The sequence below is a fragment of the Nitrosopumilus adriaticus genome, from assembly GCF_000956175.1.
Taxonomy (GTDB): domain Archaea; phylum Thermoproteota; class Nitrososphaeria; order Nitrososphaerales; family Nitrosopumilaceae; genus Nitrosopumilus; species Nitrosopumilus adriaticus.
In genome coordinates, this window is sequence record NZ_CP011070.1 from 1,765,887 (window position 1) to 1,787,612 (window position 21,726).

The 21,726-nt window shown below is 30.5% G+C and carries 21 protein-coding genes, 1 tRNA gene and 1 pseudogene; 13 read left to right on the forward strand and 10 right to left on the reverse strand.

Annotation, left to right across the window (positions count from 1 at the left end; genetic code table 11):
• Positions 1-3: 3 nt before the first annotated feature.
• The gene (locus tag NADRNF5_RS10445; protein ID WP_048118494.1) at positions 4-561 is read right to left on the reverse strand and encodes a nucleotide exchange factor GrpE; all 558 of its coding nucleotides are present in this window, start codon (positions 559-561) and stop codon (positions 4-6) included.
• 35 nt (positions 562-596) lie between these two features.
• Positions 597-1,736 (reverse strand): hypothetical protein, encoded by a 1,140-nt coding sequence (locus NADRNF5_RS10450; RefSeq protein WP_048118497.1) that lies wholly within the window; start codon positions 1,734-1,736, stop codon positions 597-599.
• 62 nt (positions 1,737-1,798) lie between these two features.
• Between NADRNF5_RS10450 and NADRNF5_RS10455 the strand changes: the two genes are divergently transcribed.
• The 3 genes and pseudogenes from NADRNF5_RS10455 to NADRNF5_RS10465 all read left to right on the forward strand — a co-directional run bounded on the left by NADRNF5_RS10455 (position 1,799) and on the right by NADRNF5_RS10465 (position 3,772).
• The gene (locus tag NADRNF5_RS10455; RefSeq protein WP_048118500.1) at positions 1,799-2,827 is read left to right on the forward strand and encodes a DUF354 domain-containing protein; all 1,029 of its coding nucleotides are present in this window, start codon (positions 1,799-1,801) and stop codon (positions 2,825-2,827) included.
• Between the two features lie 68 nt (positions 2,828-2,895).
• Positions 2,896-2,968 (forward strand) — tRNA-Gln (locus NADRNF5_RS10460).
• Between the two features lie 67 nt (positions 2,969-3,035).
• A pseudogene (locus NADRNF5_RS10465) lies at positions 3,036-3,772 on the forward strand (GDP-mannose dehydrogenase).
• Positions 3,773-3,781: 9 nt separating this feature from the next.
• Here NADRNF5_RS10465 and NADRNF5_RS10470 read toward each other — a convergent pair.
• Together NADRNF5_RS10470 and NADRNF5_RS10475 are read right to left on the reverse strand one after the other, a co-directional pair.
• Complete coding sequence (locus NADRNF5_RS10470) at positions 3,782-4,543, reverse strand: ABC transporter permease (protein WP_048118503.1); 762 nt, start codon at positions 4,541-4,543, stop codon at positions 3,782-3,784.
• On the reverse strand, positions 4,527-5,465 hold the full coding sequence (locus NADRNF5_RS10475) for an ABC transporter ATP-binding protein (protein WP_048118514.1): 939 nt from the start codon (positions 5,463-5,465) through the stop codon (positions 4,527-4,529). The genes NADRNF5_RS10470 and NADRNF5_RS10475 overlap by 17 nt, the downstream gene beginning before the upstream one ends.
• A gap of 243 nt (positions 5,466-5,708) precedes the next feature.
• Between NADRNF5_RS10475 and NADRNF5_RS10480 the strand changes: the two genes are divergently transcribed.
• Complete coding sequence (locus NADRNF5_RS10480; protein ID WP_425339015.1) at positions 5,709-7,085, forward strand: single-stranded DNA-binding protein; 1,377 nt, start codon at positions 5,709-5,711, stop codon at positions 7,083-7,085.
• On the opposite strand, the gene NADRNF5_RS10485 is transcribed toward NADRNF5_RS10480, so the two are convergent.
• Genes NADRNF5_RS10485 through NADRNF5_RS10490 form a run of 3 tightly spaced genes read right to left on the reverse strand, consistent with a single transcriptional unit; the run spans position 7,082 to position 10,582 of the window.
• Entirely contained in the window at positions 7,082-9,823 is a 2,742-nt protein-coding gene (locus NADRNF5_RS10485; protein ID WP_048118521.1) for a DEAD/DEAH box helicase, read from the reverse strand. The two genes, NADRNF5_RS10480 and NADRNF5_RS10485, sit on opposite strands and share 4 nt — an antisense overlap.
• The gene (locus NADRNF5_RS11185) at positions 9,780-9,923 is read right to left on the reverse strand and encodes a hypothetical protein (protein WP_160289411.1); all 144 of its coding nucleotides are present in this window, start codon (positions 9,921-9,923) and stop codon (positions 9,780-9,782) included. Before NADRNF5_RS11185 ends, NADRNF5_RS10485 begins: the two co-directional genes overlap by 44 nt.
• A complete protein-coding gene (locus tag NADRNF5_RS10490) occupies positions 9,923-10,582 on the reverse strand; it encodes an ATPase domain-containing protein (protein WP_048119632.1) in 660 nt (219 codons plus the stop codon). The genes NADRNF5_RS11185 and NADRNF5_RS10490 overlap by 1 nt, the downstream gene beginning before the upstream one ends.
• A gap of 108 nt (positions 10,583-10,690) precedes the next feature.
• Between NADRNF5_RS10490 and NADRNF5_RS10495 the strand changes: the two genes are divergently transcribed.
• Entirely contained in the window at positions 10,691-10,936 is a 246-nt protein-coding gene (locus tag NADRNF5_RS10495) for a U6 snRNA-associated Sm-like protein LSm6 (RefSeq protein ID WP_014964213.1), read from the forward strand.
• 16 nt (positions 10,937-10,952) lie between these two features.
• Positions 10,953-12,119, forward strand: a complete 1,167-nt coding sequence (gene metK, locus NADRNF5_RS10500; RefSeq protein ID WP_048118530.1) for a methionine adenosyltransferase — start codon at positions 10,953-10,955, stop codon at positions 12,117-12,119.
• On the opposite strand, the gene NADRNF5_RS10505 is transcribed toward metK, so the two are convergent.
• Positions 12,096-12,965, reverse strand: coding sequence for an SDR family oxidoreductase (locus tag NADRNF5_RS10505; RefSeq protein WP_048118533.1), 870 nt, complete (start codon positions 12,963-12,965; stop codon positions 12,096-12,098). The two genes, metK and NADRNF5_RS10505, sit on opposite strands and share 24 nt — an antisense overlap.
• A gap of 79 nt (positions 12,966-13,044) precedes the next feature.
• On the opposite strand from NADRNF5_RS10505, the gene NADRNF5_RS10510 reads away from it, so the two are divergent.
• Genes NADRNF5_RS10510 through NADRNF5_RS10525 form a run of 4 tightly spaced genes read left to right on the forward strand, consistent with a single transcriptional unit; the run spans position 13,045 to position 16,612 of the window.
• Positions 13,045-14,148: a cobalt-precorrin-5B (C(1))-methyltransferase gene (locus NADRNF5_RS10510; RefSeq protein ID WP_048118536.1), complete on the forward strand. Its 1,104-nt coding sequence runs from the start codon at positions 13,045-13,047 to the stop codon at positions 14,146-14,148.
• A gap of 31 nt (positions 14,149-14,179) precedes the next feature.
• Positions 14,180-15,232, forward strand: a complete 1,053-nt coding sequence (locus tag NADRNF5_RS10515; protein WP_048118539.1) for a cobalt-precorrin 5A hydrolase — start codon at positions 14,180-14,182, stop codon at positions 15,230-15,232.
• On the forward strand, positions 15,229-15,981 hold the full coding sequence (locus NADRNF5_RS10520) for a sirohydrochlorin chelatase (RefSeq protein WP_048118542.1): 753 nt from the start codon (positions 15,229-15,231) through the stop codon (positions 15,979-15,981). Before NADRNF5_RS10515 ends, NADRNF5_RS10520 begins: the two co-directional genes overlap by 4 nt.
• A complete protein-coding gene (locus NADRNF5_RS10525; protein ID WP_048118545.1) occupies positions 15,971-16,612 on the forward strand; it encodes a precorrin-8X methylmutase in 642 nt (213 codons plus the stop codon). The genes NADRNF5_RS10520 and NADRNF5_RS10525 overlap by 11 nt, the downstream gene beginning before the upstream one ends.
• On the opposite strand, the gene NADRNF5_RS10530 is transcribed toward NADRNF5_RS10525, so the two are convergent.
• The gene (locus NADRNF5_RS10530) at positions 16,601-17,956 is read right to left on the reverse strand and encodes a cobyrinic acid a,c-diamide synthase CobB (RefSeq protein ID WP_048119635.1); all 1,356 of its coding nucleotides are present in this window, start codon (positions 17,954-17,956) and stop codon (positions 16,601-16,603) included. The genes NADRNF5_RS10525 and NADRNF5_RS10530 overlap by 12 nt on opposite strands.
• An 84-nt stretch (positions 17,957-18,040) precedes the next feature.
• Between NADRNF5_RS10530 and cobO the strand changes: the two genes are divergently transcribed.
• The 3 genes from cobO to NADRNF5_RS10545 are packed head-to-tail and all read left to right on the forward strand — an operon-like array spanning position 18,041 to position 19,569.
• Positions 18,041-18,574 (forward strand): cob(I)yrinic acid a,c-diamide adenosyltransferase, encoded by a 534-nt coding sequence (cobO, locus tag NADRNF5_RS10535; protein WP_048118549.1) that lies wholly within the window; start codon positions 18,041-18,043, stop codon positions 18,572-18,574.
• Between the two features lie 40 nt (positions 18,575-18,614).
• Complete coding sequence (locus NADRNF5_RS10540) at positions 18,615-19,412, forward strand: translation initiation factor IF-2 subunit alpha (protein WP_048118552.1); 798 nt, start codon at positions 18,615-18,617, stop codon at positions 19,410-19,412.
• A gap of 1 nt (position 19,413) precedes the next feature.
• Complete coding sequence (locus NADRNF5_RS10545; RefSeq protein ID WP_048118554.1) at positions 19,414-19,569, forward strand: RNA-protein complex protein Nop10; 156 nt, start codon at positions 19,414-19,416, stop codon at positions 19,567-19,569.
• Positions 19,570-19,574: 5 nt separating this feature from the next.
• On the opposite strand, the gene NADRNF5_RS10550 is transcribed toward NADRNF5_RS10545, so the two are convergent.
• Positions 19,575-21,707, reverse strand: a complete 2,133-nt coding sequence (locus NADRNF5_RS10550; protein WP_048118556.1) for an STT3 domain-containing protein — start codon at positions 21,705-21,707, stop codon at positions 19,575-19,577.
• Positions 21,708-21,726 lie beyond the last annotated feature (19 nt).

A 21,726-nucleotide genomic window follows, 5' to 3' on the forward strand; every position in this document is an offset into this window, starting at 1 on the left:
TTATCATCCTTTTTTTGAAATTTCTACTAGTGTCGGTCTTATAACTCTCTCATGAGAAATATATCCTTTCCTGATCTCCTTTGTGATTGTGTTATCATCCAAGTCAGGATCAGTAATAATAGAAATTGCTTCATGGAGATTTGGATTAAAGATTTCTCCTAGAGATTCAATAGGAATTACATGATATTTTTTTAATAATGAATCCATATTTTTTAAAATAGAATCTAATCCATCTGAATTTATTTTATTGCCAGACAAGACTTCCTTTGCACGAATAAAATCATCATATATTTTTAGAAAATCCAGTATGAATTCATCTACTTTTGTATTAACACCTTTTTCTATATCAGATTGTGTTTTTTTGTTTTGATTTTCAAAGTCTGCCAATATGCGTTTTAATTTGTCTTCATATTCAGACACTTTTGCTTTTTCTTCATCAAGTAATTTTGTTAGTTCTTCAACAGTTTTGTTACTTGATTCTTCTGGTGAATTTTCAGAATATGTTTGTTTTTCAGATATTATATTTATTGGTATTTCATCAGAATTATTTTCACTTGACAAATCAAAGAAAATAATTTGTTAGCTAATTTATACTATTATTGAATTGTTTCGCATAAGGGGTTAGCTTTCACGATTATTAATTCAGAGCCTTGTTTGGTTTTTTCAATAATATCAAAATCATTTTTTGAACAAGCTACAACAATTGTGGTTTTATCACTATGAAATAAATCAAAATTCGGATCTTCATAGGCTTCAACATCACCAATATAATCACGCAATCTAGATGTCAAATTTTGAAGCATTTCGATTTTATCACCACGCATAGCATGTTGATCAAGAGTCCATGACAATGCAATTTTTGTTCTACTTGCTTTGAGATCATTTTTCTTTAACGTAGATCGAATTTCATCAATTAATCGTTTGATATAGCCATCAATGCCCTTTACACTTCCATTAATTAGGTACATGAGGGAATTTGCACCTTCAAATGAAGAACCCAAGGATTTCAGATCAAAAAGACCGCTGACCATATTATCAAGGAATATCTCCTGAAAATCATCTGAAGAAAGATCATTTTTAGTTATATCATCTTGAGCATATTTGCAAACTTCCAAAACACTACACAAACTAGAAAATCTAGATAGGATGTTGATGGCATGAAAATGTTCTGATGATGAAATAGCTACAAATTTTTTCTCTTTTTTGCCTAGAGTAAGTAAATCATGAAGCACAGGATCTTCCTTTCCATTAAATGAGCCAATGATTTTTGGTTGTTGGTTTAGATCCTCTAACGGATAATAAAAGTAAGAAATGTGTTTTCCGGCCTCAAGACCGGTTACATGTTCAAGTAATGAAATATTCTCATTATTACCACCAAATCCTGTTGGAAGTGTAAAAACAACAGAGCTGTTTTTCTTTAGTGAAGTAACTGCATCCTTAAATTTTGAATGGATTTCAGTTTTGATATCTTGTCCTGTTTTTCTAATTCTTGGTGTAAAGAAAAGATATTGAGCTTTAGAAATGGCCACATCAATTGGCTCCATGGCTAAAAGAGGTTCATCTTCTTTAAGGGAAGATACATTAGGATATGTTTTAGCTATTTCTGCTTTTAGAGAAATTGCTGATGGAGTAGATTCATCTATTATGTAAACATCTGCACCTTTGATTGCCATTTGTGATGCAATTGCATAACCTTCTGTACTGAGACCATAAACGACAACTTTTGCTCCCCCCATACATTTACACTGATAATGGACTAAGAAAAACTTATTGAACTAACTAGAATTATGAAAATAACTTGAAAATATGGATAGATATTCTAACTCCTAAACAATTATTGTTTTCTGAACCAATAATTGAGAAATTAGGAAAAAAACATAAAATTTTGTGTACATCTAGAGACTATAATGAAGTTTCAAAATTAGCAAAAATACGTGATTTTGACCTTATTTTTGTTGGAAAACATGGAGGGGGGGATAAAAAGAGTAAGCTTCAAGCCAGCATTATCAGAATGGAGAAACTTTTCAAAATAATTGAGAAATTTTCGCCAGAAATGGCAATCAGTTTTTGTTCTCCAGAAGCTGCAAGAATTTCATTTGGATTGGGAATTAAACACATGGCATTTTGTGATTCACCACATGCTTCTGCTGTAATGCGATTAACATTACCATTAATTCAAAAATTATTGATTCCTAATGTAATACCAAAAAATGAATTTTCAAAATACGGGATTGATAAAAAAGATATTATTTCATACAATGCTATAGACGCATTTGTTACAATTAAAAGAAAAATTAATCAAAAAAAGGTATCTCCATTTAAGAAAAACAATAGGAAAAATATTTTGATTAGAATAGAAGAAGAGGAAGCATCATATGCTTCAAAATCAAGTAAAATAATTCCAATTATCAAACGAATTGTAAATGAGTATGACAATGAAAATATCGTAATTTTGGGCAGATATACAAAACAAATTGAAAGTATTCAAAATATAATTGGTAAAAAGGCCAAAGTTGTAAAAATGACATTTGATGGAAAACACTTGCTGAGTAATACAGATATTTTTATTGGTTCAGGAGGAACCATGACAGCTGAATCAGCATTAATGGGAATTCCAACGATATCATATAATGCAGTTCCAAACATAATTGAAGATTTTTTGGTGAAAAAATATTTGATTAAAAGAGAGACAAATCCAATTAAAATTTCAAGATATATTAATAATATTTTTGAATCATCAAACAGTAAAAATCAAAAAAGAGCAAGAAAAATAATTGGGCAAATGGAAGATCCCATTGAAAAACTAATCGAAATTATCAATCAATAATTTTAGTTAATTTAAGACTCAAATTCAGCTAAAAAGTTCATTAAGGGAATGAGAGTGCTCGATTTAGCAGCCCGGTAGTGTAGCGGTCAAGCATAGAGGCCTTTGAAGCCTTTGACCCCAGTTCGAGTCTGGGCCGGGCTACTTTTTTTGTATAATATGATTTCGTAACAAGAATATATCACAGATAGTTTTTTTGGAATTAGGCATAATGACTGACATTATTTTGGGAATGGGTGAAGTAGGGGAAACACTATTTCATCTTCTAGAAGAAAAAAATTTTGATAGTATAGGAATTGATGTAGATATTTCAAAATGTAGGAATTATTCAGAGAGTAAAGAGATTGAAAATCCTGAATATCTTCATATTTGCTTGCCAGGAGAAATACCAGAATTTGTGGATGTAACAGTGAATTGGATTAATAAGATTGATGGAATTAAAGTTGTCCTAGTACATTCAACTGTGAAACCTGGAACTACAAAAATGATTCAAGATAAATCCAAAGTCTTAGTTTTATATTCACCAGTTCGTGGAGTACATAGAAGATTTTTAGAAGATATTAAAAAATATACAAAATTTATTTCTTCAGATGAAAAAAAATAGATCCTAAAATTAAAAATGATCTAGTAAATAGATTTGAAAAAATTGATTGGATGTCTACAACAAAAACTGCAGAATTAGCAAAGATATTGGTGGATACTACCTATTATGGATGGTTGATCAATTATGCACAAATAACAAAAATGATTTGTGAAAAAGAAGACGTTGATTTTGATGAGATGTGGAAATTTGCAGATGAAATTCATGAAAATTTGGGTAATAGACCTAAAATGTATCCTGGGATTATTGGTGGTCACTGTGTAATCCCCAATCTAAATTTAATAGACTATGAGAATCTGGATATAATTAAAAAAATAAATGAAATGTATAAACAATTTAAAAAATGATTTTAAATTCTAAAAATCTAATTTAGTTAAAAGTCTAGATGCAATTACAAATAATATTGAAGCAATCACAACAAGAACTATCATTTCAATTATAACAAATTCAGTAACAGTTCCAAATATTCCTGCCCTTATTACATCAACAAGGTATGTTAATGGATTTAGATAAAATGCTGTTCGTAATGGTTCAGGTGCACCACCTGCAGGATAAAATGCTGTACTAACAAAGGCAAAGAAAAGAAAAACAGTATTAATTATTACATTAAATCCTTCACTTGATCGTAATCTAGTAGAAATAATTGAGGCCAGTGAACCAAAAAGTACTGAGCCTGTTATCGCACCAAAAACGATTATTGGGATTGTAACAAGAGAAAATTCTACGGATTCAAAAAATACAGGATATCCAACTACTGCTATTAATGATGCACTAACTAATCCAATAATTCCAATTGTGCAAATATTGCTAAGAATATAATGACTTCTAGTAAATGGACCTGACATAATTTGTTCAAACATTCCATGCTTTCTATCATTCCAAATAATGATACCAGAAATTAGTGTACTGTTCATAATATTAAACCCAATCATTCCTGAAGCTAAGAATGCAGGATAGTCAAGATCTTTATTTCCAAATGGGACTGCACTAATTAATGGTGCATAAGCAAATCCTGCTACAAAAATATAGATTAAAGGAAAAATAACCTGCCAAATTAAAAATCCAGGATTGAGAGAAATTGTTAGATTTCTATTTACTAATCTAATAATTGGATGCATTTTCTCTCACCATGTTTAAAAATATCTCTTCAAGATTTGTTGGAACTGCTGATAGATCTTCTATCTCAATTTTATTTTCATTAAGTATTTTCAAAACTTGTAGTAGAACTAATTCTGATTGTTCTGAACGAATAACTATGTTGGTTCCAGTTTCAAAATCAATTTTACAATCTGAGATCCTAGATAAAAGAGAAGGGATGTCTGATTGTTTTTCTAACAAATGAATTTTAATAGTTTTTTCTTTTCCAAATCTATTTTTTAAGGAATCAGGAGAATCGACGGTTACGATTTTACCTTTATCAATAATAGCTATTTGATCGCAAAGATATTCTGCCTCAGATAAAATATGAGTAGTATAAAAAATTGTTAACCCTGTTTTAACTTTATTTTTTAAATAATCTAACAATTTTCTTCTTGCGCTAGGATCTAATCCAACAGTAGGTTCATCTAAAAATAATAATTCCATATCGTGCATAAATTCTCGTGCAACCTGTACTCTTCTTCTTTGACCTATAGAAAGATCCTCATTTCTTTTTTTACGAATTTCAAGAAGATCAAAGTCTTTCAATAGTTGTTCCATTCTTTTTTTGCATTCAGTTTTTGGAACATTCCACATCATTCCATATTTATCAAGAGATTTTTCAACTGATAATGTAGGTTCATAGCTTGGTTGTTGTAAAACAACTCCTATTTTATGACGAATTTTAAGGGGATGGGCAACAGCGTCAATGCCTAAAATTGACAGGGTTCCACTTGAAGGAGGGATTAGAGTGGTAAGAAGTTTGATTGTAGTAGATTTTCCAGCACCGTTAGGACCTAAAAATCCAAAGACTTGTCCTGCTTTTACCGATAATTTAAGATCATTTACAGCATAAATTGAACCATACGATTTAGACAGATGACTAACATCAATGCAGGACATAACAAAATTGCGATCTTCCTATTAATTTACTTAATGAGGTAAATCAGGTGCATTCTTAAGAAAATTAAATTATCTAAGAATAATCATGAAGAAATTTGATTAAAAGAAGTTTTTTAGAATTTCATCATTAAAAAAAGAAGTTAAAAGCGATCATTCTTCTCATCTAAAAAAATTAGAAACTAATGAAATTTTTATTAATACATCAAGTTTACAGAAAATGAATTGTCAGAGATAGAAAATTTGATGAATAAATTACTTGAGCAGAAACCTGAACTGACAAAAGAAGACATAGAAGAACAAATTAAAATTAAAAAAGAAAAAATTGGTGCTGGGTATCTAACAGATCAAGGGGCAATATTTTTGATTGCTTCTGATTATGGAGTTACTTTATCTGAGCCATTAAAAGTTGAAATGGGTTTAAAAGATCTTTATGCAGGAGCAAAAGAAATTTCTTTAGAAACAAGAGTTTTGAATCTTTCACCGGCAAAACAATTTTCAAGAAAAGATGGTTCTCCATTTTATCTTAGAACAATGACAGTTTACGATGAAAATTCTACTGCTAGTGTGAAATTATGGGATGAAAAAGCAAATTTACCAGGTCTAGAAAATCTAAAACCAGGAGATTTAATTAAAATCATTAAAGCCTACGTAAAATCAGATCTTGATGGCTCACCAACAATAAACATTGGTTCTGGTTCAAATATTGAAACTACAGATAGTCAAAGTGAAATTCCAACTATCGATACTATTACAAAAGACATTAGCGGATTACAAGAAGGTCAAAAAGATCTTGTAATTTCAGGAATGATTGATGGTGTAATTAGCGGAATGGAATTTACTAACTCTCGAGGCATGCCTGGAAAAGCACTTAGAATGAGACTTAAAGATAAAGACGGAAATGGTATCAGAGTAGTGCTTTGGGGCAAAGATGAATCATCTATTCCTAACATGATATCACAATCTGCAAAAGTAAGATTACTAGGAGTTAGAGTCAAATCAGGAAATCAGGGATTAGAAATTCATGGAAATGATGCAACAATTATTGAAATTGAAGGAGGAAAAGAAGCAGAACCAGTTATTGCAAGAGTTCTTTCTATAACACCAACAGAGAAAGGAAATAATATGATTTTAGCAGTAGATAACAAAAAGAACTTATACAACATTAGTGATTTTTCAAATTCAACTAGTATTTGTGTAGAAGGTGATGTAATCGAGTGTATGCCATCAAAAATATATGGGAATTCAATTACACTGGATGATAATTCTTTTGTAAGAAAACTAGATAATGATGATTCTATTCCATCATTATCTCAGATTAGAACAAAAATTAATGATGTCAAAGTAGATGGAAGTTATTGTATTGAAGCAATTATTTTAAAAGTTCCTGAAAGACGTGAAGTTCAAACAAAATCTGGTGAATCAATATCACTTTCAGAAATGTTTGTAGAAGATGATACAGGTCAAATTTGGGTAAAAGGATGGAGAAATCAAGCAAGACTTATTGATAAATGTGAATTAGGTGAAATTGTTTCAATAACTGGATTAAATGCAAAAGCAGGATTAGAAGGTAGAATTGAATTGTTTATTTCTGCATTTTCCAAAATTACTAAGAAAAATTAAGAATCCCAAAACCCTCTTGTTACAACATATTGTCTTTCTGCTTCATAGATTTGTTTGAAGAGATGTTCTTCATCAACCATATTTCGTAAAATTCGTGCAGCTGTGTCAGCACCAACACCATATCCAGATATTACAGTAATGGCTATTTTACCAAAATTTTCCACCAAAGATGAGACTTTCCAGGCACGATCAAACTTGTGTTTTTCATCGGTTGATAGCCTTTTTCCTTCATGTTTCTTTCTGATAATTTTTGGGAGATCATAATCAGAATGATAAGTAGCAGTGATTTGTCTTCCCTTACAATAAGGACAGATTAAGATATTTTTAACTTCGTGCGTTTCAACTAATCGTTCCCATTTACCACATCTCGCACAAATTAGACGATGCTTTGTTTTTTGAAGTCGAGCTTTGACAAGATCAAGAATTCCTTTATCAAGATGTGCAGGGGATGAATAATATTTTGCTGTATGATCTAAGATAGGTTCTGCTAATTTTGAAAAAGTGTCAACTTCTAACCATTTAATATGGATTTGATCTTTACGGATTTTTTTTAAAATATTTTCAGAATTTTTAAGATCATATTTGTCATGAAATAACTCACGAAGTGCTTCACGTACAAGTGCAGTTTTAGAATATCGTTCATACAAAAACCTGGCAGATTTTCTTTCATAAATTGCTCCACGTCCGACAATACCAAATTTTTTAGCAACACACCATGTTCTCCAATTTACATTATGGGTTCCTGTTAGTGATGCACTAATGATTGAATGTAGATCATAGTCATCTTTAATTACTTCAATGAAAAGTTTTTCTGAGATACGCGATCTAGAAGATAAAACAATTCTATAACCATCTGAGCGTGAATCAACTATCGAACCCAATAATGATGAAATAAATGAAGAAAGTAATGTGGATATTGTAGAATTAATTTTAGTTCCAAAACATGAATGAATAACAATTGAACCTTGAGATCTATTTGATTCAACAACAATATTTGTTTCATCAGGAATTATATCAAAATTTAATTTTTCAATTAGTTTATTGTTTAAAATTAATGATCCAGTCTTAACTCTACTACGAAAGTTTCCTACTTTTCTTGCAGTTTTATAATCAATTGGAATACTTTCACCCTCCCAGTATGGAACAGTTATTCCACCTCCTCTAAATGGCTCAACATTTACAGTAAAAGATTTTTCATCCACATTTAATATTCTCCATTGTGAGCCTTTTAGCACAAAAATATTACCAGAATCTCCAAAATCCCCTACAAATCTTTGATCAAGTGAACCAATAATTTTTTTACCTACACTATCAAATACTTTGAATTTTAAAATATCTGGAATTGTTGAAAGGTTCTCAAAATAATATTTGAAAGAACGGCCCTTCTTCCAAAAAGTCATTTTTGTTCGATCAAAAAATATCAGATAATTGGAATCTAGTAAATCTAGTACATCTACAAGATCTTTGATTTGTAAATTCCTAAACGGATATGCTTTAGTAACCAAATCAAAAGCTTGTTCAACTGAAATTTCACCACTTTGCATTGCAAATCCAACTAAATGATGAGCCAAAACGTCCAGGGAACCATCATGAATTTTTTGTTCTTCAATTGAGCCTTCCTGAATACGATCAAGTATTGCTTGTGCTTCAAATTCATCATCAGGATTATTTGTTATAATTAATCCCTTAGCTGATGCGTCACGATTATGTCTACTTCTTCCAATTCTTTGTACGAATTTTGATACTTGTCTAGGCGAACCATAATGAATCACCAATTCAATAGATCCAATATCTAGTCCTAATTCTAATGAGGAGGTGCATACAACAATACCTCTTCTTCCGTCACGTAAAGATGATTCAGTTTCTTCTCTAACTTCTTTTGAGAGTGAACCATGATGTAATTCAATAGGAATTGATGATTTATCTTTTAAAATTGAGGCTAGAAATTCTGCTTCGCCTCTAGTATTAGTAAATAGCAATACAGGGGAATCTAATTCCAATTCTATAACATAATCAATAATTTTTTCTGCAACATCAGAAATTGTACCTTGTACAAATTTTATTTCTACATCATATTTTCTTACTGATGTATCTCTAATTATCTCACATTTTCTTTTAGTCCCAACAACAAATTTTCCTGCCTCCTCAAAATTTCCCACTGTAGCAGATAATCCTATTTTGGTGAGTGGGAATTTGGAATTGAATTCCAATCTTTCAATACTTAATGAGAGTTGAGAGCCTCTTTCGCTAGAAAGTAATTCATGGACTTCATCAATTATTATCCATTCCAAATCAGATAATGCATTGAGCATTTTGATTTGTGTCAAAAGTATAACTAGAGTTTCAGGAGTTGTAATTAGAATATCTGGAGGATTTTCATTGATTTTTTTCCTATTTTTTTGAGTTGTATCTCCATGTCGGATTGCAATAGACAATTCATTTTGTTTGGCATAGTTTGTAATTCTTCGAAATACATCACGATTTAATGCACGTAGAGGAGTTATGTAAAGAGCTTTGATTTTTCCTTGTTTTTTAGATTTTTTCATGATTGAAAAAATAGGAATTACAGCACACTCTGTTTTTCCTGAACCAGTTGGGGCTATTACTAAACAATCTTTTTTTTGTAGAATAAATGGGGAAGCTTGTTTCTGAATTTCAGTTAGTTTAGAAAATCCAAATTTTTTAAATAAAGATTCAAGAATCTGATTCGTCTGTTGTGTTTCTTTGTGATCTCGCATAAACAATAACACCTATCAATCCAAGTGCAAATAGAACAACAGTGATAATTGGAATTGAATCAAAAATTCCTGCCATTGATAAAATATTATGATTGACCATTAAATATCTTCAGAATTGTGTGATAAACCCATTTTATTGATTGTATAAGAAAAAGATTGTTTATCAAATGCCCAATAAATTTGGCCTTGAAATTTTGAGGAGTTTTTAGTTAAATGAATTTTGATGTGTGTAAAAGGATCAACTGCACTTTTCATATTTTCTACTTCTTTATCATCAAGGATTCTAATCATATTAGTAATTATAATTGGAATTTTGTTAGTAATTGCAAATTTTGATAACTGATTCAAATATTTCATAAATAATGAATTTTTTTCAAATATTGATTCATCATTTTTGTATTCATAAGAAAATAAATCAGTAATATTATCAATGACGATTAAAGAGAAATGGTTTTTTCCAAAATTGTTAATTGATTTTATTTGTTCTGAAGTATTTCTAATCCTAGATACAGTAATTTTTTCAAGACAATCAAATTCTATTCCAAACTGTTTCTGAATTTCTAAAATTCTTTCTGGTCTAAATCCACCTGTAGTATCCAAATACAAAACACTTCCACCATTTTTAATTGAATTTATACATAATTGTAAAAGAAGTTGAGTTTTTCCAGTCCCATTCCCACCAAAAATATCAACAATCACGCCATCAGGAATTCCCCCAGACAAGAATTCATCTAATTTTTCTAAACCAGTAGAGATCATTTGTATAATTATTAGAAAAAGAAGAAAAAATTTAAGGAATTTCAATTTTATCAAAGGAGGTAAGGCTTTTATTCAAGAGAAAAAAGTTTCAAAACAAGTGAACAATTAGTGTCCCAATCAAATAGTGCAAAAAGACCTCTAACAACTCTTCAAAAAAGTACAAAGAAGAAAGTTACAGTGAGACTGAAAAACGAAGTAGAGTACAAAGGGAAAATGGACAATGTTGATTCATACATGAATTTGATTATGACTGATGCTGAAGAGCTTCATGATGGTAAAACGATTGCAAATTATGGAAGAGTTATCGTAAGAGGCAATAACGTATTATTTATCAAACTAGAAAATGAACTCTAGTTAATAGGGTGATTTAATGACTAACAGTTTTCTATTCACATCTGAATCAGTAACCGAAGGACATCCAGATAAAATATGCGATAATATTTCAGATGCATTCTTAGATGAATTTCTCAAACAAGATCCAGATTCAAGAGTTGCTGTTGAAACAATGGTAACTACAGACTATGTAGCAGTTGCAGGAGAGGTAACATCTAAAGCTAATTTTGATAAAAAAGCTCAAGAAGAATTAGTTAGAAAGACAATTAGAGATATCGGATATGACAACAAAGATTTAATGTTTGATACAGAAACTTGTGAAATAACTTTACGACTGCATTCTCAAAGTCCAGATATTAGTCAGGGTGTTACAGCTACTGAAGAAAAAGAACAGGGTGCTGGAGATCAAGGATTGATGTTTGGCTATGCAACAAATGAAACTGCAGAGCTTATGCCAATGCCAATTTTACTTTCACAAAAACTTGCACAGAAATTATCTGAAGTTAGAAAAAATCATGTTCTTCCTTGGACAAGACCTGATGGAAAAACCCAAGTTTCTGTTAGATATGAAAACAACAGACCAGTGAAAATTGAAACTGTTGTGGTTTCAACACAACATGCACCAGAAATTTCTCAAGAAGAGATAACAAATGAAATTATTGATAAGGTAATCAAACCAGTTTTAGGGAATCTTTGGAATGATCAAATCAAAATACACATCAATCCAACTGGAAAATTTGTAATTGGTGGCCCACATGGTGATGCAGGCTTAACTGGAAGAAAAATTATAGTTGATACCTATGGAGGATTTGGAAGACATGGAGGGGGAGCTTTTTCAGGTAAAGATCCTTCCAAAGTAGATAGATCAGCATGTTACATGTGTAGATACATTGCCAAGAATCTTGTTGCAGCAGAATTAGCAGATAGATGTGAGGTTCAATTAGCATATGCAATTGGAGTTGCAGAACCAGTATCACTTTATGTAAATACATTTGGAACAAACAAAATTCCAGAAAATCAAATCGAAGACTTAGTTAGAAAGAATTTCGATATGAAGCCTTCAGGCATTATTTCTCAATTAGATTTGAAAAGACCAATTTATAAAAAAACTGCTTCATATGGTCATTTTGGAAGAAATGAGCCTGAATTTACTTGGGAAAAAACAGACAAGGCTGAAGCATTAAAGCAATCTGCCGGATTCTAATAGTTTCATGACAGATTCAAATTTCATACCTGTGAGTTTTTTTAGTTTGGTGTGATTACCTTGGAAATTACCAATTAGAATATTGAGATCGTCAATTCCAAAATCTGATTTTGGATTAGTTATTGCATTATGATAAGAATCTTCCAAATTAATTTTTTTAATATTAGTGTTAGTGCCTTTAGAAAATAGTTTAACATATTTTTCAAAAGTAATAGTCTCAGAACCTACAAGATCAATAATTTTATTCTTAAATTTTTCTTCAGAAAGTGATTTAAAAATAATTTTTACAACATCATCGATATGAATTGGTTGAATTGAATACTTTCCAGAGCCGGGAATTTTGATTTCACCCTTTTTAACTTGTTTTTTTAGATATTTTGTAAAATAATCATCTTTTCCAATAATATATGATGGTCTAAAGATGGTAAAATTTAATCCAGACTTGAGAATTTGCTGCTCAGCATTATATTTTGAAATAAAATAACCTATTGAAGTATTTGAAGAAACGCCTAATCCACTCAAATAAACAATTTTTTTAATTTTAGCTTTTTTACTCAAGTTAACCATATAGTTTGTTAATCCAGTATTCACTATATGATAATCAGTGTTAACAGATTGTTTACCTATTCCTACAAGATGAATTAGCACATCTGAATTTTTAATTTTTGTAAGAAGATTCTTTTCATCAAAATAGTTTGAGATAATTTTAGATTCACATTTGAATTTTTTGAAATCATTTCTGGATATTGAGATAAATTCAATGTTCTTTGCAGATAGATGTTTCCTAAGATTTTTAGCAATGAATCCACTTGCTCCTGTTACAACAACCTTCGGATAATTAACCATAATTGAACCTAGTTTGATTTAATTTTAAATCTATTTAGTTGATTCTCAAAAATTTTGAAATAAGAGTTAATACCATAAAATGAAATTAACATATGTGGAAGAAGAAAAGGTAAAATTAAAGACAGGTTACACTACAGGAAGTTCAGCTACTGCTGCTGCAAAAGCCGCATTATTATCAATAATTAATCAGGAAAAAATAGAAAGTATAGAGATTCTATTACCAAAACGATCTTTTATTCAGATTCCTGTACATTCATGTGAATTTGAATTGAATAATGCAAAATGCTCTGTGATTAAAAATGGTGGAGATGATCCAGATGTCACTCATGGTGCAGAGATTATTGTAGAGTTATCAATAACTAAGAAAATTAACAAAATTGAAATTGATGGTGGAGAAGGAGTTGGAATTGTAACCAAACCAGGGTTAGGTTTGGAAATTAATAAACCGGCAATAAATCCTGTACCCAAAAAAATGATTACAGAAAACTTAAGAGAAATAGGAAAAGAAATTCTTTTGAAAAATGGAATTAGAGTCTTAATCTCAGTTCCTAAAGGTAAAGAGTTAGGGCCTAAAACAGATAATCCTAGATTAGGAATTATTAACGGAATTTCAATTTTAGGAACTAGTGGGATAGTAATTCCATTTTCAACTGCATCTTATGCAGCATCAATTAGGCAAAATCTTGATGTTGCAATTGCAATGGGAAATGATACAGTTGTACTTACAACTGGTGGTAGAAGTGAAGATTTTGCAAAAAAAATTGTAGATTTGCCTGAACATTGTTTTGTGCAGATGGGTGATTTTTCAGGGTACACTATTCAGCAATGTGGTAAAAAAGATATCAAAAAAGCATATGTTGTTGGTTTTATTGGAAAACTTGCAAAAATGGCAGCAGGTGTTAAACAAACACATGTTAAGGGATCAAAAGTTGACATGGCTTTTCTATCTGAATTAGCAAAGAGATGTGATGCAAATGAAAACGTTATTCAAAAAATCAAAAAGGCTAATACAGCAAGACATGTGTCAGAAATAATTATTGAAAATAAGATAGAAGGTTTTTTTGATTTAATTTGTAGTGAGACGTTTAAACATATGAGAAAACATTCAGAAGAAAAGGTTCCAATTGATGTCATATTATTTGATTTTGATGGAAATATTTTGGCTAGAAAATATGAAGAGTAAGGTATTTTATTAAAGCTGGGAGATTTTGATTATGGAAAAAACTTCATTACTTGCTATTACAAAAAATGGAGTAAAAATTGGTGAAAAGATAAATGAGCTATTTCCAGACTGGAAAATTTTTGCACCTTCAAAACTATCAAATGGGAATAATGGAATAATATGGTATTCTGAGCCTACATCTGAGAAAATTATTGAACTTTTCAAAAGTAGTAATGCATTAATTTGTCTTTTTTCATTAGGTGCAGTAATTAGATTAATTGCACCACATTTGAAAGATAAGAAAACTGATCCTGCAGTAATTGTAATTGATGATAAAATGAATTTTGTAATCAGTGTTTTATCTGGACATATTGGAGGTGCAAATGAACTTACAGAAGAAATTGCAGAAAAACTTGGAGCAATATCGGTAATTACTACTGCAGCAGATGTAAACAAAACTATAGCTGTTGATTTGGTAGGAAGGGAGTTTAATTGGAAAATTGATGATGATTCTACTGTAACAAAAATTAGTGCACACATGGTAAATGAAGAGCCAATCGGCGTTTTTCAGGATATAGGAGAGAAAAATTGGTATAAAAAATTACCAAAGAATGTTGTGATCTATGAGAATATAGAAGATTTAAAAAAATCAAATTCAAAAGCACATTTGATAATTTCTGATAAAATAATTGATGATGATATTATAAAAGAATCTGTAATTTATCGTCCACCAAGTTTAGTTATTGGTATTGGATTACATTGGGATACTTCAAAAGAAACTATTAGAGAGGGGGTTGAAACTTGTTTGGAAAAATTCAAACTTAGTTCAAAATCCATTGTAAAATTAGTTTCAATAAAAAAACCACAAGATGTACAAGGGTTGATAGATCTTGGAAAAGAAATGGGAATTCCAGTAGAGTACGTAGACAGAGAAGATCTGGCAGAAATTTCTGCACCAAATCCTTCTGAAACAGTTAAAGCATTTGAGGGAACTGCAAGTGTTTCTGAAGCTGCTGCAATTAAGGTTTCAGGAGGAGAATTAATCGTAGAAAAGCAGAAATTCCCACCAAATTTGACTATAGCAATAGCGAGGATTATGAATTGAAACGAGGATTATTACTTATTGATAGAGGAAGTAGAGAAAGAGAGGCTTCTGAAGAATTAGAGGCGATTTGTAAAGGAATCAAGGCTAAAGGAGAGTATGTTTTTACTGATTATTGTTTTCTTGAGGTAGAACCACCATATATCGAGGATGGGATTCCTAAATGTCTAAAACAAGATATAGATTCGTTAACCATAGTTCCATACTTTTTGTATCCTGGTAAAAAAGTGAAAAATGCAGTAACAGATGTAATGAAATTTCAAAAAGATACCAAAGTGAAATTTCTAGTTACAAAACAAATGAGCATGCATAAAACTTTGGTAGATGTTGTTGAAAATAGAATATCTACAACACTAAAAGAAAAGAAAATTACACTTTCAAATAAAGAAGTAGATGTTATGATTATTGGGCACGGTAGTAAAGATCCTAATGCACAAAGATCATTGGATTACATTGTAAATGAATTAACAGACTCCTACAGAAATGTCAGTAGATGTTGGCTAGAAATAGAACAACCGGATATTTTTGAAGGAATTAAAAAATGTGAAAAAGATAAACCCAAAGTATTGATAATTGTCTTTTATTTTCTTCATGAAGGTGCACATGTAAAAACTGATATTAATAATGATTTGATACCAGCCCTTGAAAAATCTACTATAGAAAAAGCATACATTACAAAACATATAGGAACAGATCAAAAAATGATAGATTTGATATTAGAGAGAGCAAAAGAGGTTGAAGATGCAAACTAAGAAAGGTCAATCAATCGAAGATGCAAGTATGCAAATGATCGAAGATGAAATAGGATCACATGAATTCAATGAAAAAGAATGGCCTATTGTTAGAAGAATTATTCATTCAACAGCTGATTTTGATTTTGCAAACAAAAACAAGTTAATTTTTCACAAAGATGCAATTCAAAGCGGTATGAATGCTTTGAAGAATGGGTGTAGCATAGTAGTTGATGTTAATGGAGTAATTGGAGGAATGAATAAGCAAAATCCTATAGATTTTGGAAATAACATTGTTTGTAATATTTCAAAACCAGAAATTATGGAATTAGCAAAAAAAGAAGGTAAAACTCGTTCCCAAGTATCCATGAGGGAAGCTATCTCAGACATTGATGGAGGAGTTGTAGCAATAGGAAATGCCCCTACAGCACTTCAAGAAGTAATTCAAATGGTCAAAGAAGGCATAGTAAGACCTGCTCTAATTATTGGAATTCCAGTAGGATTCATCTGTGCTGCAGAATCAAAAGCAGAGCTAGCAAAGTTGGATGAAGCCCCATTCATCACAAATATTGGAAGAAAGGGTGGTAGTTCTTCAGTATCTGCTACAATTAATGCTCTTTTCAAACTAATAAGAGCAGAATCATCCCTTTGAATACTTTATACAGTTTTTAACAAAAATTTCTGCATAGTTTGAGCTATCAAAATAGAGATGACCATACGATGCCAAAGTATTGTCTTGAATTAATCCATCTTGATGATTTTTAATTCCTTCACCTATTTTTAAAGAATAAGCAAATTTTGAATCAGACGATACAGAATCCAGTTGTGAGTAGTGAAATTCATGTCCTTGAAAACTATGTAATTTTTCAGATATAGGATTTTTTGAAATAATCTTACCTTTTGTATAATTTAATCTCATTGTCTTTGTCATTTTAGTTTCAGCATCAAATAGACCAATCATTTTGTATTTTTTATCTTTAGATAATATGGATTTTGTCAAATACATCAATCCACCACATTCGGCATAAATAGGAATGTTATCTTCAGATAATTTTTTTATTGCTTTTTTCATTATTTGATTTTTTTCAAGAGAATCACCTAAAACTTCAGGGAATCCACCACCAATGTAAAGACCATCACACTTTGGGATTTTTTTATCTTTGACAGGACTGAAGAATTTTAATTTTGCACCTTCACGACGTAATGCTTCTAAGTTATCTTGATAATAGAAATTAAATGAGGTATCAAGTGCAACTGCAATAGTAGTTTTTGGTTTCTTGTGTATTGGTTTAGATATTTTTGTAAGAGCAGATAAATTTTTTGCGATTTTAATAATTTGGTCAATATCAATATTTTCTGAAATAATTTTAGATATTTTTTCAATTTGTTTTTTGAGAATTTTACTCTCCAATGTTGAAATTAATCCAAGATGCCTAGCTGGCATTTTCAATAAAGAGTTTTTTGGAATTACACCAATTATTGGGATTTTAGTTTTTTCTAGAGCAGTTTTACACAAAAGTTCATGTTTTTTACTGCCTATTTTGTTAAGAATAATCCCAGATATGCGAGAGTTTCTATTAAATTTCAAAAATCCAAGTGCAGTTGCAGCAATGGAACGAGAAGTTTTGCTTGCATCTAGAACCAAAATAACAGGGGATTTTGTTAAAGATGCTACATGATGAGTACTTGCATAGTTTGAATCACCGCCAAATCCATCATAATATCCCATTACACCTTCTATAACAGAAATATCAGATTTTGAGTTTGAAAGAAAGCTATTCAAAAGTTGATTTTCGCCCATTAACCAAGCATCCAAGTTGTATGTTTGATGTTTAGAAATACTTGATAGATAACCGGGATCAATATAATCAGGCCCAACTTTAAATGGTTGAACAGTAAAACCTTTTTTTTGTAATCCATAGATTATTGAGCAGGTAATTGATGTCTTTCCTACTCCACTAGTAGCACCTGCAATTACAATTCTAGGGATTCTCAATTGTGTGACTAGGACCAATTTTTATTTAAAGTGATAGATTGCTAAATCCTCAATGTTTTTAGTTAGAATCATTTGTTGTAATTTATGGAAGAAGATGGGCTAATCATTGTTTATACTGGCAAAGGTAAGGGTAAAACAACTGCAGCTTTAGGAATTGCATTACGTGCAGCAGGATATGAAAAGAGAACCTGTATGATTCAATTTATCAAAGGTTCATGGCATTATGGTGAAATGGATTCATCAAAAAAACTTGAACCAGAATTTGAAATGGTTGCAGTTGGAAAAGGGTTTGTTGGCATAATTGATGATAAAAGTCCAAAAGAAGATCATCAACAAGTTGCAAAAGAGGCCATAAGGATCAGTAATGAAAAAATTCAGTCAGGAAACTATGACATAGTAATTTTAGATGAGATTAACTATGCAGTAAATCTCAATCTAATTTCAGTTGATGATGTTTTAAACATTATAAAATCAAAACCAAAAGGCATTGATTTGATACTAACTGGCAATTATGCTAAAGATGAAGTGATTGATGCTGCTGATTTAGTTACAGAAATGAGAGAGATAAAGCATCCCTTTCAAAAGGGCATAAAGGCTAAGAAAGGCATTGATTTCTAGCCAGCAACATTAATTTACGTATTGAAGAGTTTTAGAAGAAATGTCTACTGAAATCCAAGAAATGCCAGAGCAAGGAGAGATTATACTTGCCACAGTTACCAAGGTAATGGATCATGGAGCATATGTAACATTAGATGAATATGATGATATCCAAGGATTTTTGCATATTTCAGAGATTGCTCCAGGTTGGATTAGATCAGTGAGTAGATTTGTCAAAGATGGTGAAAAAAAAGTCCTACTAGTAAAAAAAGTCAATTCTAAAAGGGGAGATATTGATCTCTCATTAAAACAAGTATCAAAAGATCAGAAAAAACAAAAACTAAAAGAAGTTAAAAAGTTTGAAAAGGGTAAAACGCTATTACAAAATGTACAGGACAAGGCAAAACTCACGGATGAGGAAATTGAAAAATTAGAGGATAGTATTTATTCAAAATTTGATTCTGTATATGATGCATTCATAGAGATTGCAAGAAATGGCATAGAATCTGTAAAGGATCTTAAACTTGCAAAAAAAACTGCAACAGTAATCGGTGAGATATGTTCTAAAATAAAACTTCCATCAGTGGAAATTAGAGGAATTATGGAGATTACTAGTATTAAATCTGATGGAGTTGAAATAATTAAAAAGGTTTTACTAGATGTTTTGAAAAAAGATCCGACAATAGATATTACATATTTAGGAGCACCAAAATACAGACTGTCGATTACTTCTGAGAATTTTAAATCAGCAGAAAAATCATTAAAGCCAATCATTGAAGAAATTCAAAATAATATCGAAAAAAAGAAAGGCTCATTCAAATTTACTAGAGAAGAATCAAAGAAAACAAGAGAAAATTAAAATGAAATTTCAATTAAGAAAATGTATTAAATGTAATCAATATACTTTGAAAGAAAAATGTACAAAATGTAATGAAAAAACAATTTCAGCACATCCAGCAAAATTTTCACCTGATGATAAATACATGAGATATAGACTAGCTGAAAGATATAATTAAAAAAATTAATTTATGGAGTTTTCCTTATTAATTTCATAAACAAATACTCCAATAACTTGTCCTCCTTTTTCAATGTCAAAGCTTGGTGAAGAATATACTAATCGTAATGGTCCATCTCCATCTTCTGGGAATTTAATATCTTTAGTATAAATTCCAGTAAAACCTGGTTGATAATTTTGAGATTGTTGATTAGTTGCAAGATTCACATAGCCTAAAGGAGTGAATGGAATCATTTTACCCAATAATGTCTCATTCCAGAAATAATCGGTTCCACTAATTCCATCAGATTGTAGATATTTAGATACAGGCTCATTAGCAATTTTCATAAACCATTGTTTTTTTGATTCATCCCCACCACCACCAAGAGTGTAAAGAGGCTGATCACCATTATCAATCCCTAGTCTTTGACCAACAATAAAAATAACAATATAATCAGATTCCATTTGAAGTAGCATATTTTTACCCTCATCAGGAGGACTTAGAAAAGCAGTTGCAATTTTTTCGATTATACTGGTAATCAAGGTTGAATTATCTGCAAGAGTTGCACGTTCTGCTTTAGTTTGAATCCAATACCCATAATCCCACCACGTCGCTATTACTGCATCTTTTTCAGTATTGTTCTTAATCCAATCTAAAGTGTCAACCCAGTCAGTAGTACTTACTCTATATGAACTTCCACCATTTAAAATTGTGGGAGGATTATTGACAGTAGAAAAAATATTTCCATTAACAGGAAAAAGTAATGGTACTATCAGTAACAACATAATTCCAATAGCAAATGATGATTTAATTACAATAATTTTAAATTTTTTGATTTCTATTTTATTTGAAAAAAATTCTTTAAATAATGCTGATAAACCTAAAGAGGATAAAATGATTATAGATAATGATGCAAATACTTCTAATCTTACAAATGCAGAACTTACATAAACGCCAATTAATCCAAAAATTAATGCAAATGATATCATATCATTTTTTATAAAATTTGATTTGTTATGATTTTTTAAAATTAACCATATACCAATTCCAGCAAATATCATCAATACTGAATGGAAGAGGAAAGATTGAGATATTGTAGTTGTTGCATGCTCGGAGACTGAATCAACTAGAGGATCCGTAGTTGTTAACAATGGATTTATTGCATTTAGATATCTATGAGTAGGTAAAGGAATGAATTGTGAATCATGATTTAGTATAAGTATACCAGAAGAAATAATCAAAATTGCTGCTAGAAAAAATAAGCCATTTCTATTTTTAGTATACTCATTACTTTTATTTTGGATAAAAATACAAGTCACTAAGAAAATTGTAGGGATAATTAATGATAATCCTCCTAATCCCACTACAAACTGTATTCCTAATCTTTCAAATCCTAATGATGCAATTAAAGAAGATATTGTAAAGATGGGTATGATCCATATCAAAAATTTGTGATCTTTTCTTAAGAATGGTAAAGTCATTATAAAAAGTCCTAAGGGTATAATGAAAAATTGATCCCCTCCCCAAGCAGACAAACCAAATACAATAAAAATTCCAGCCGCAACCATTTTTGGAATTGTGATTTTATAATTTTTTGATTTTAATGCACTTAAAAAAAGATAAACTGCTAGAATACTGAAAAATAATCCAAGTGGTTCTGATTTGAACCAACCTACTTGGCCTCTAATAATTATTGGGAGTGAAATAGAAAACAATAATGCAGAAAATAATCCGGATGTCGTCCCTCCAATTGTTCTAACTAATGCAAAAACTACAACAGTTGTTAAAGAACCAATAATTACTGGAAATAAAATTGTAAAATCATAAAGATTTACACTACTGCCAAATATCCAATAAGTTGTTGCTGCTGTAATGTGTAACATCACTTGAGATGTATGAGAAACATCTCTTCCATGTGGATACCAGCTTAGATCATCATTCCATTGAAAATATGAATCAAATCCATTTTCAACAATATATTGTGTTGCTCGGTAGTTAAAGTAAGGATCAAACTCATTTAACTCCCATCCATAATTTGCAGGTTCTGATCTAATCATAAATGACATTGAAAAAGAAATTGCTAGAATTCCAATGATCAACAGATGTTGTAATTTGAAATCAAATTTTCCAATTGAAAATATATTAGCATGGGAATTCAATATTTTGGATGATTACTGT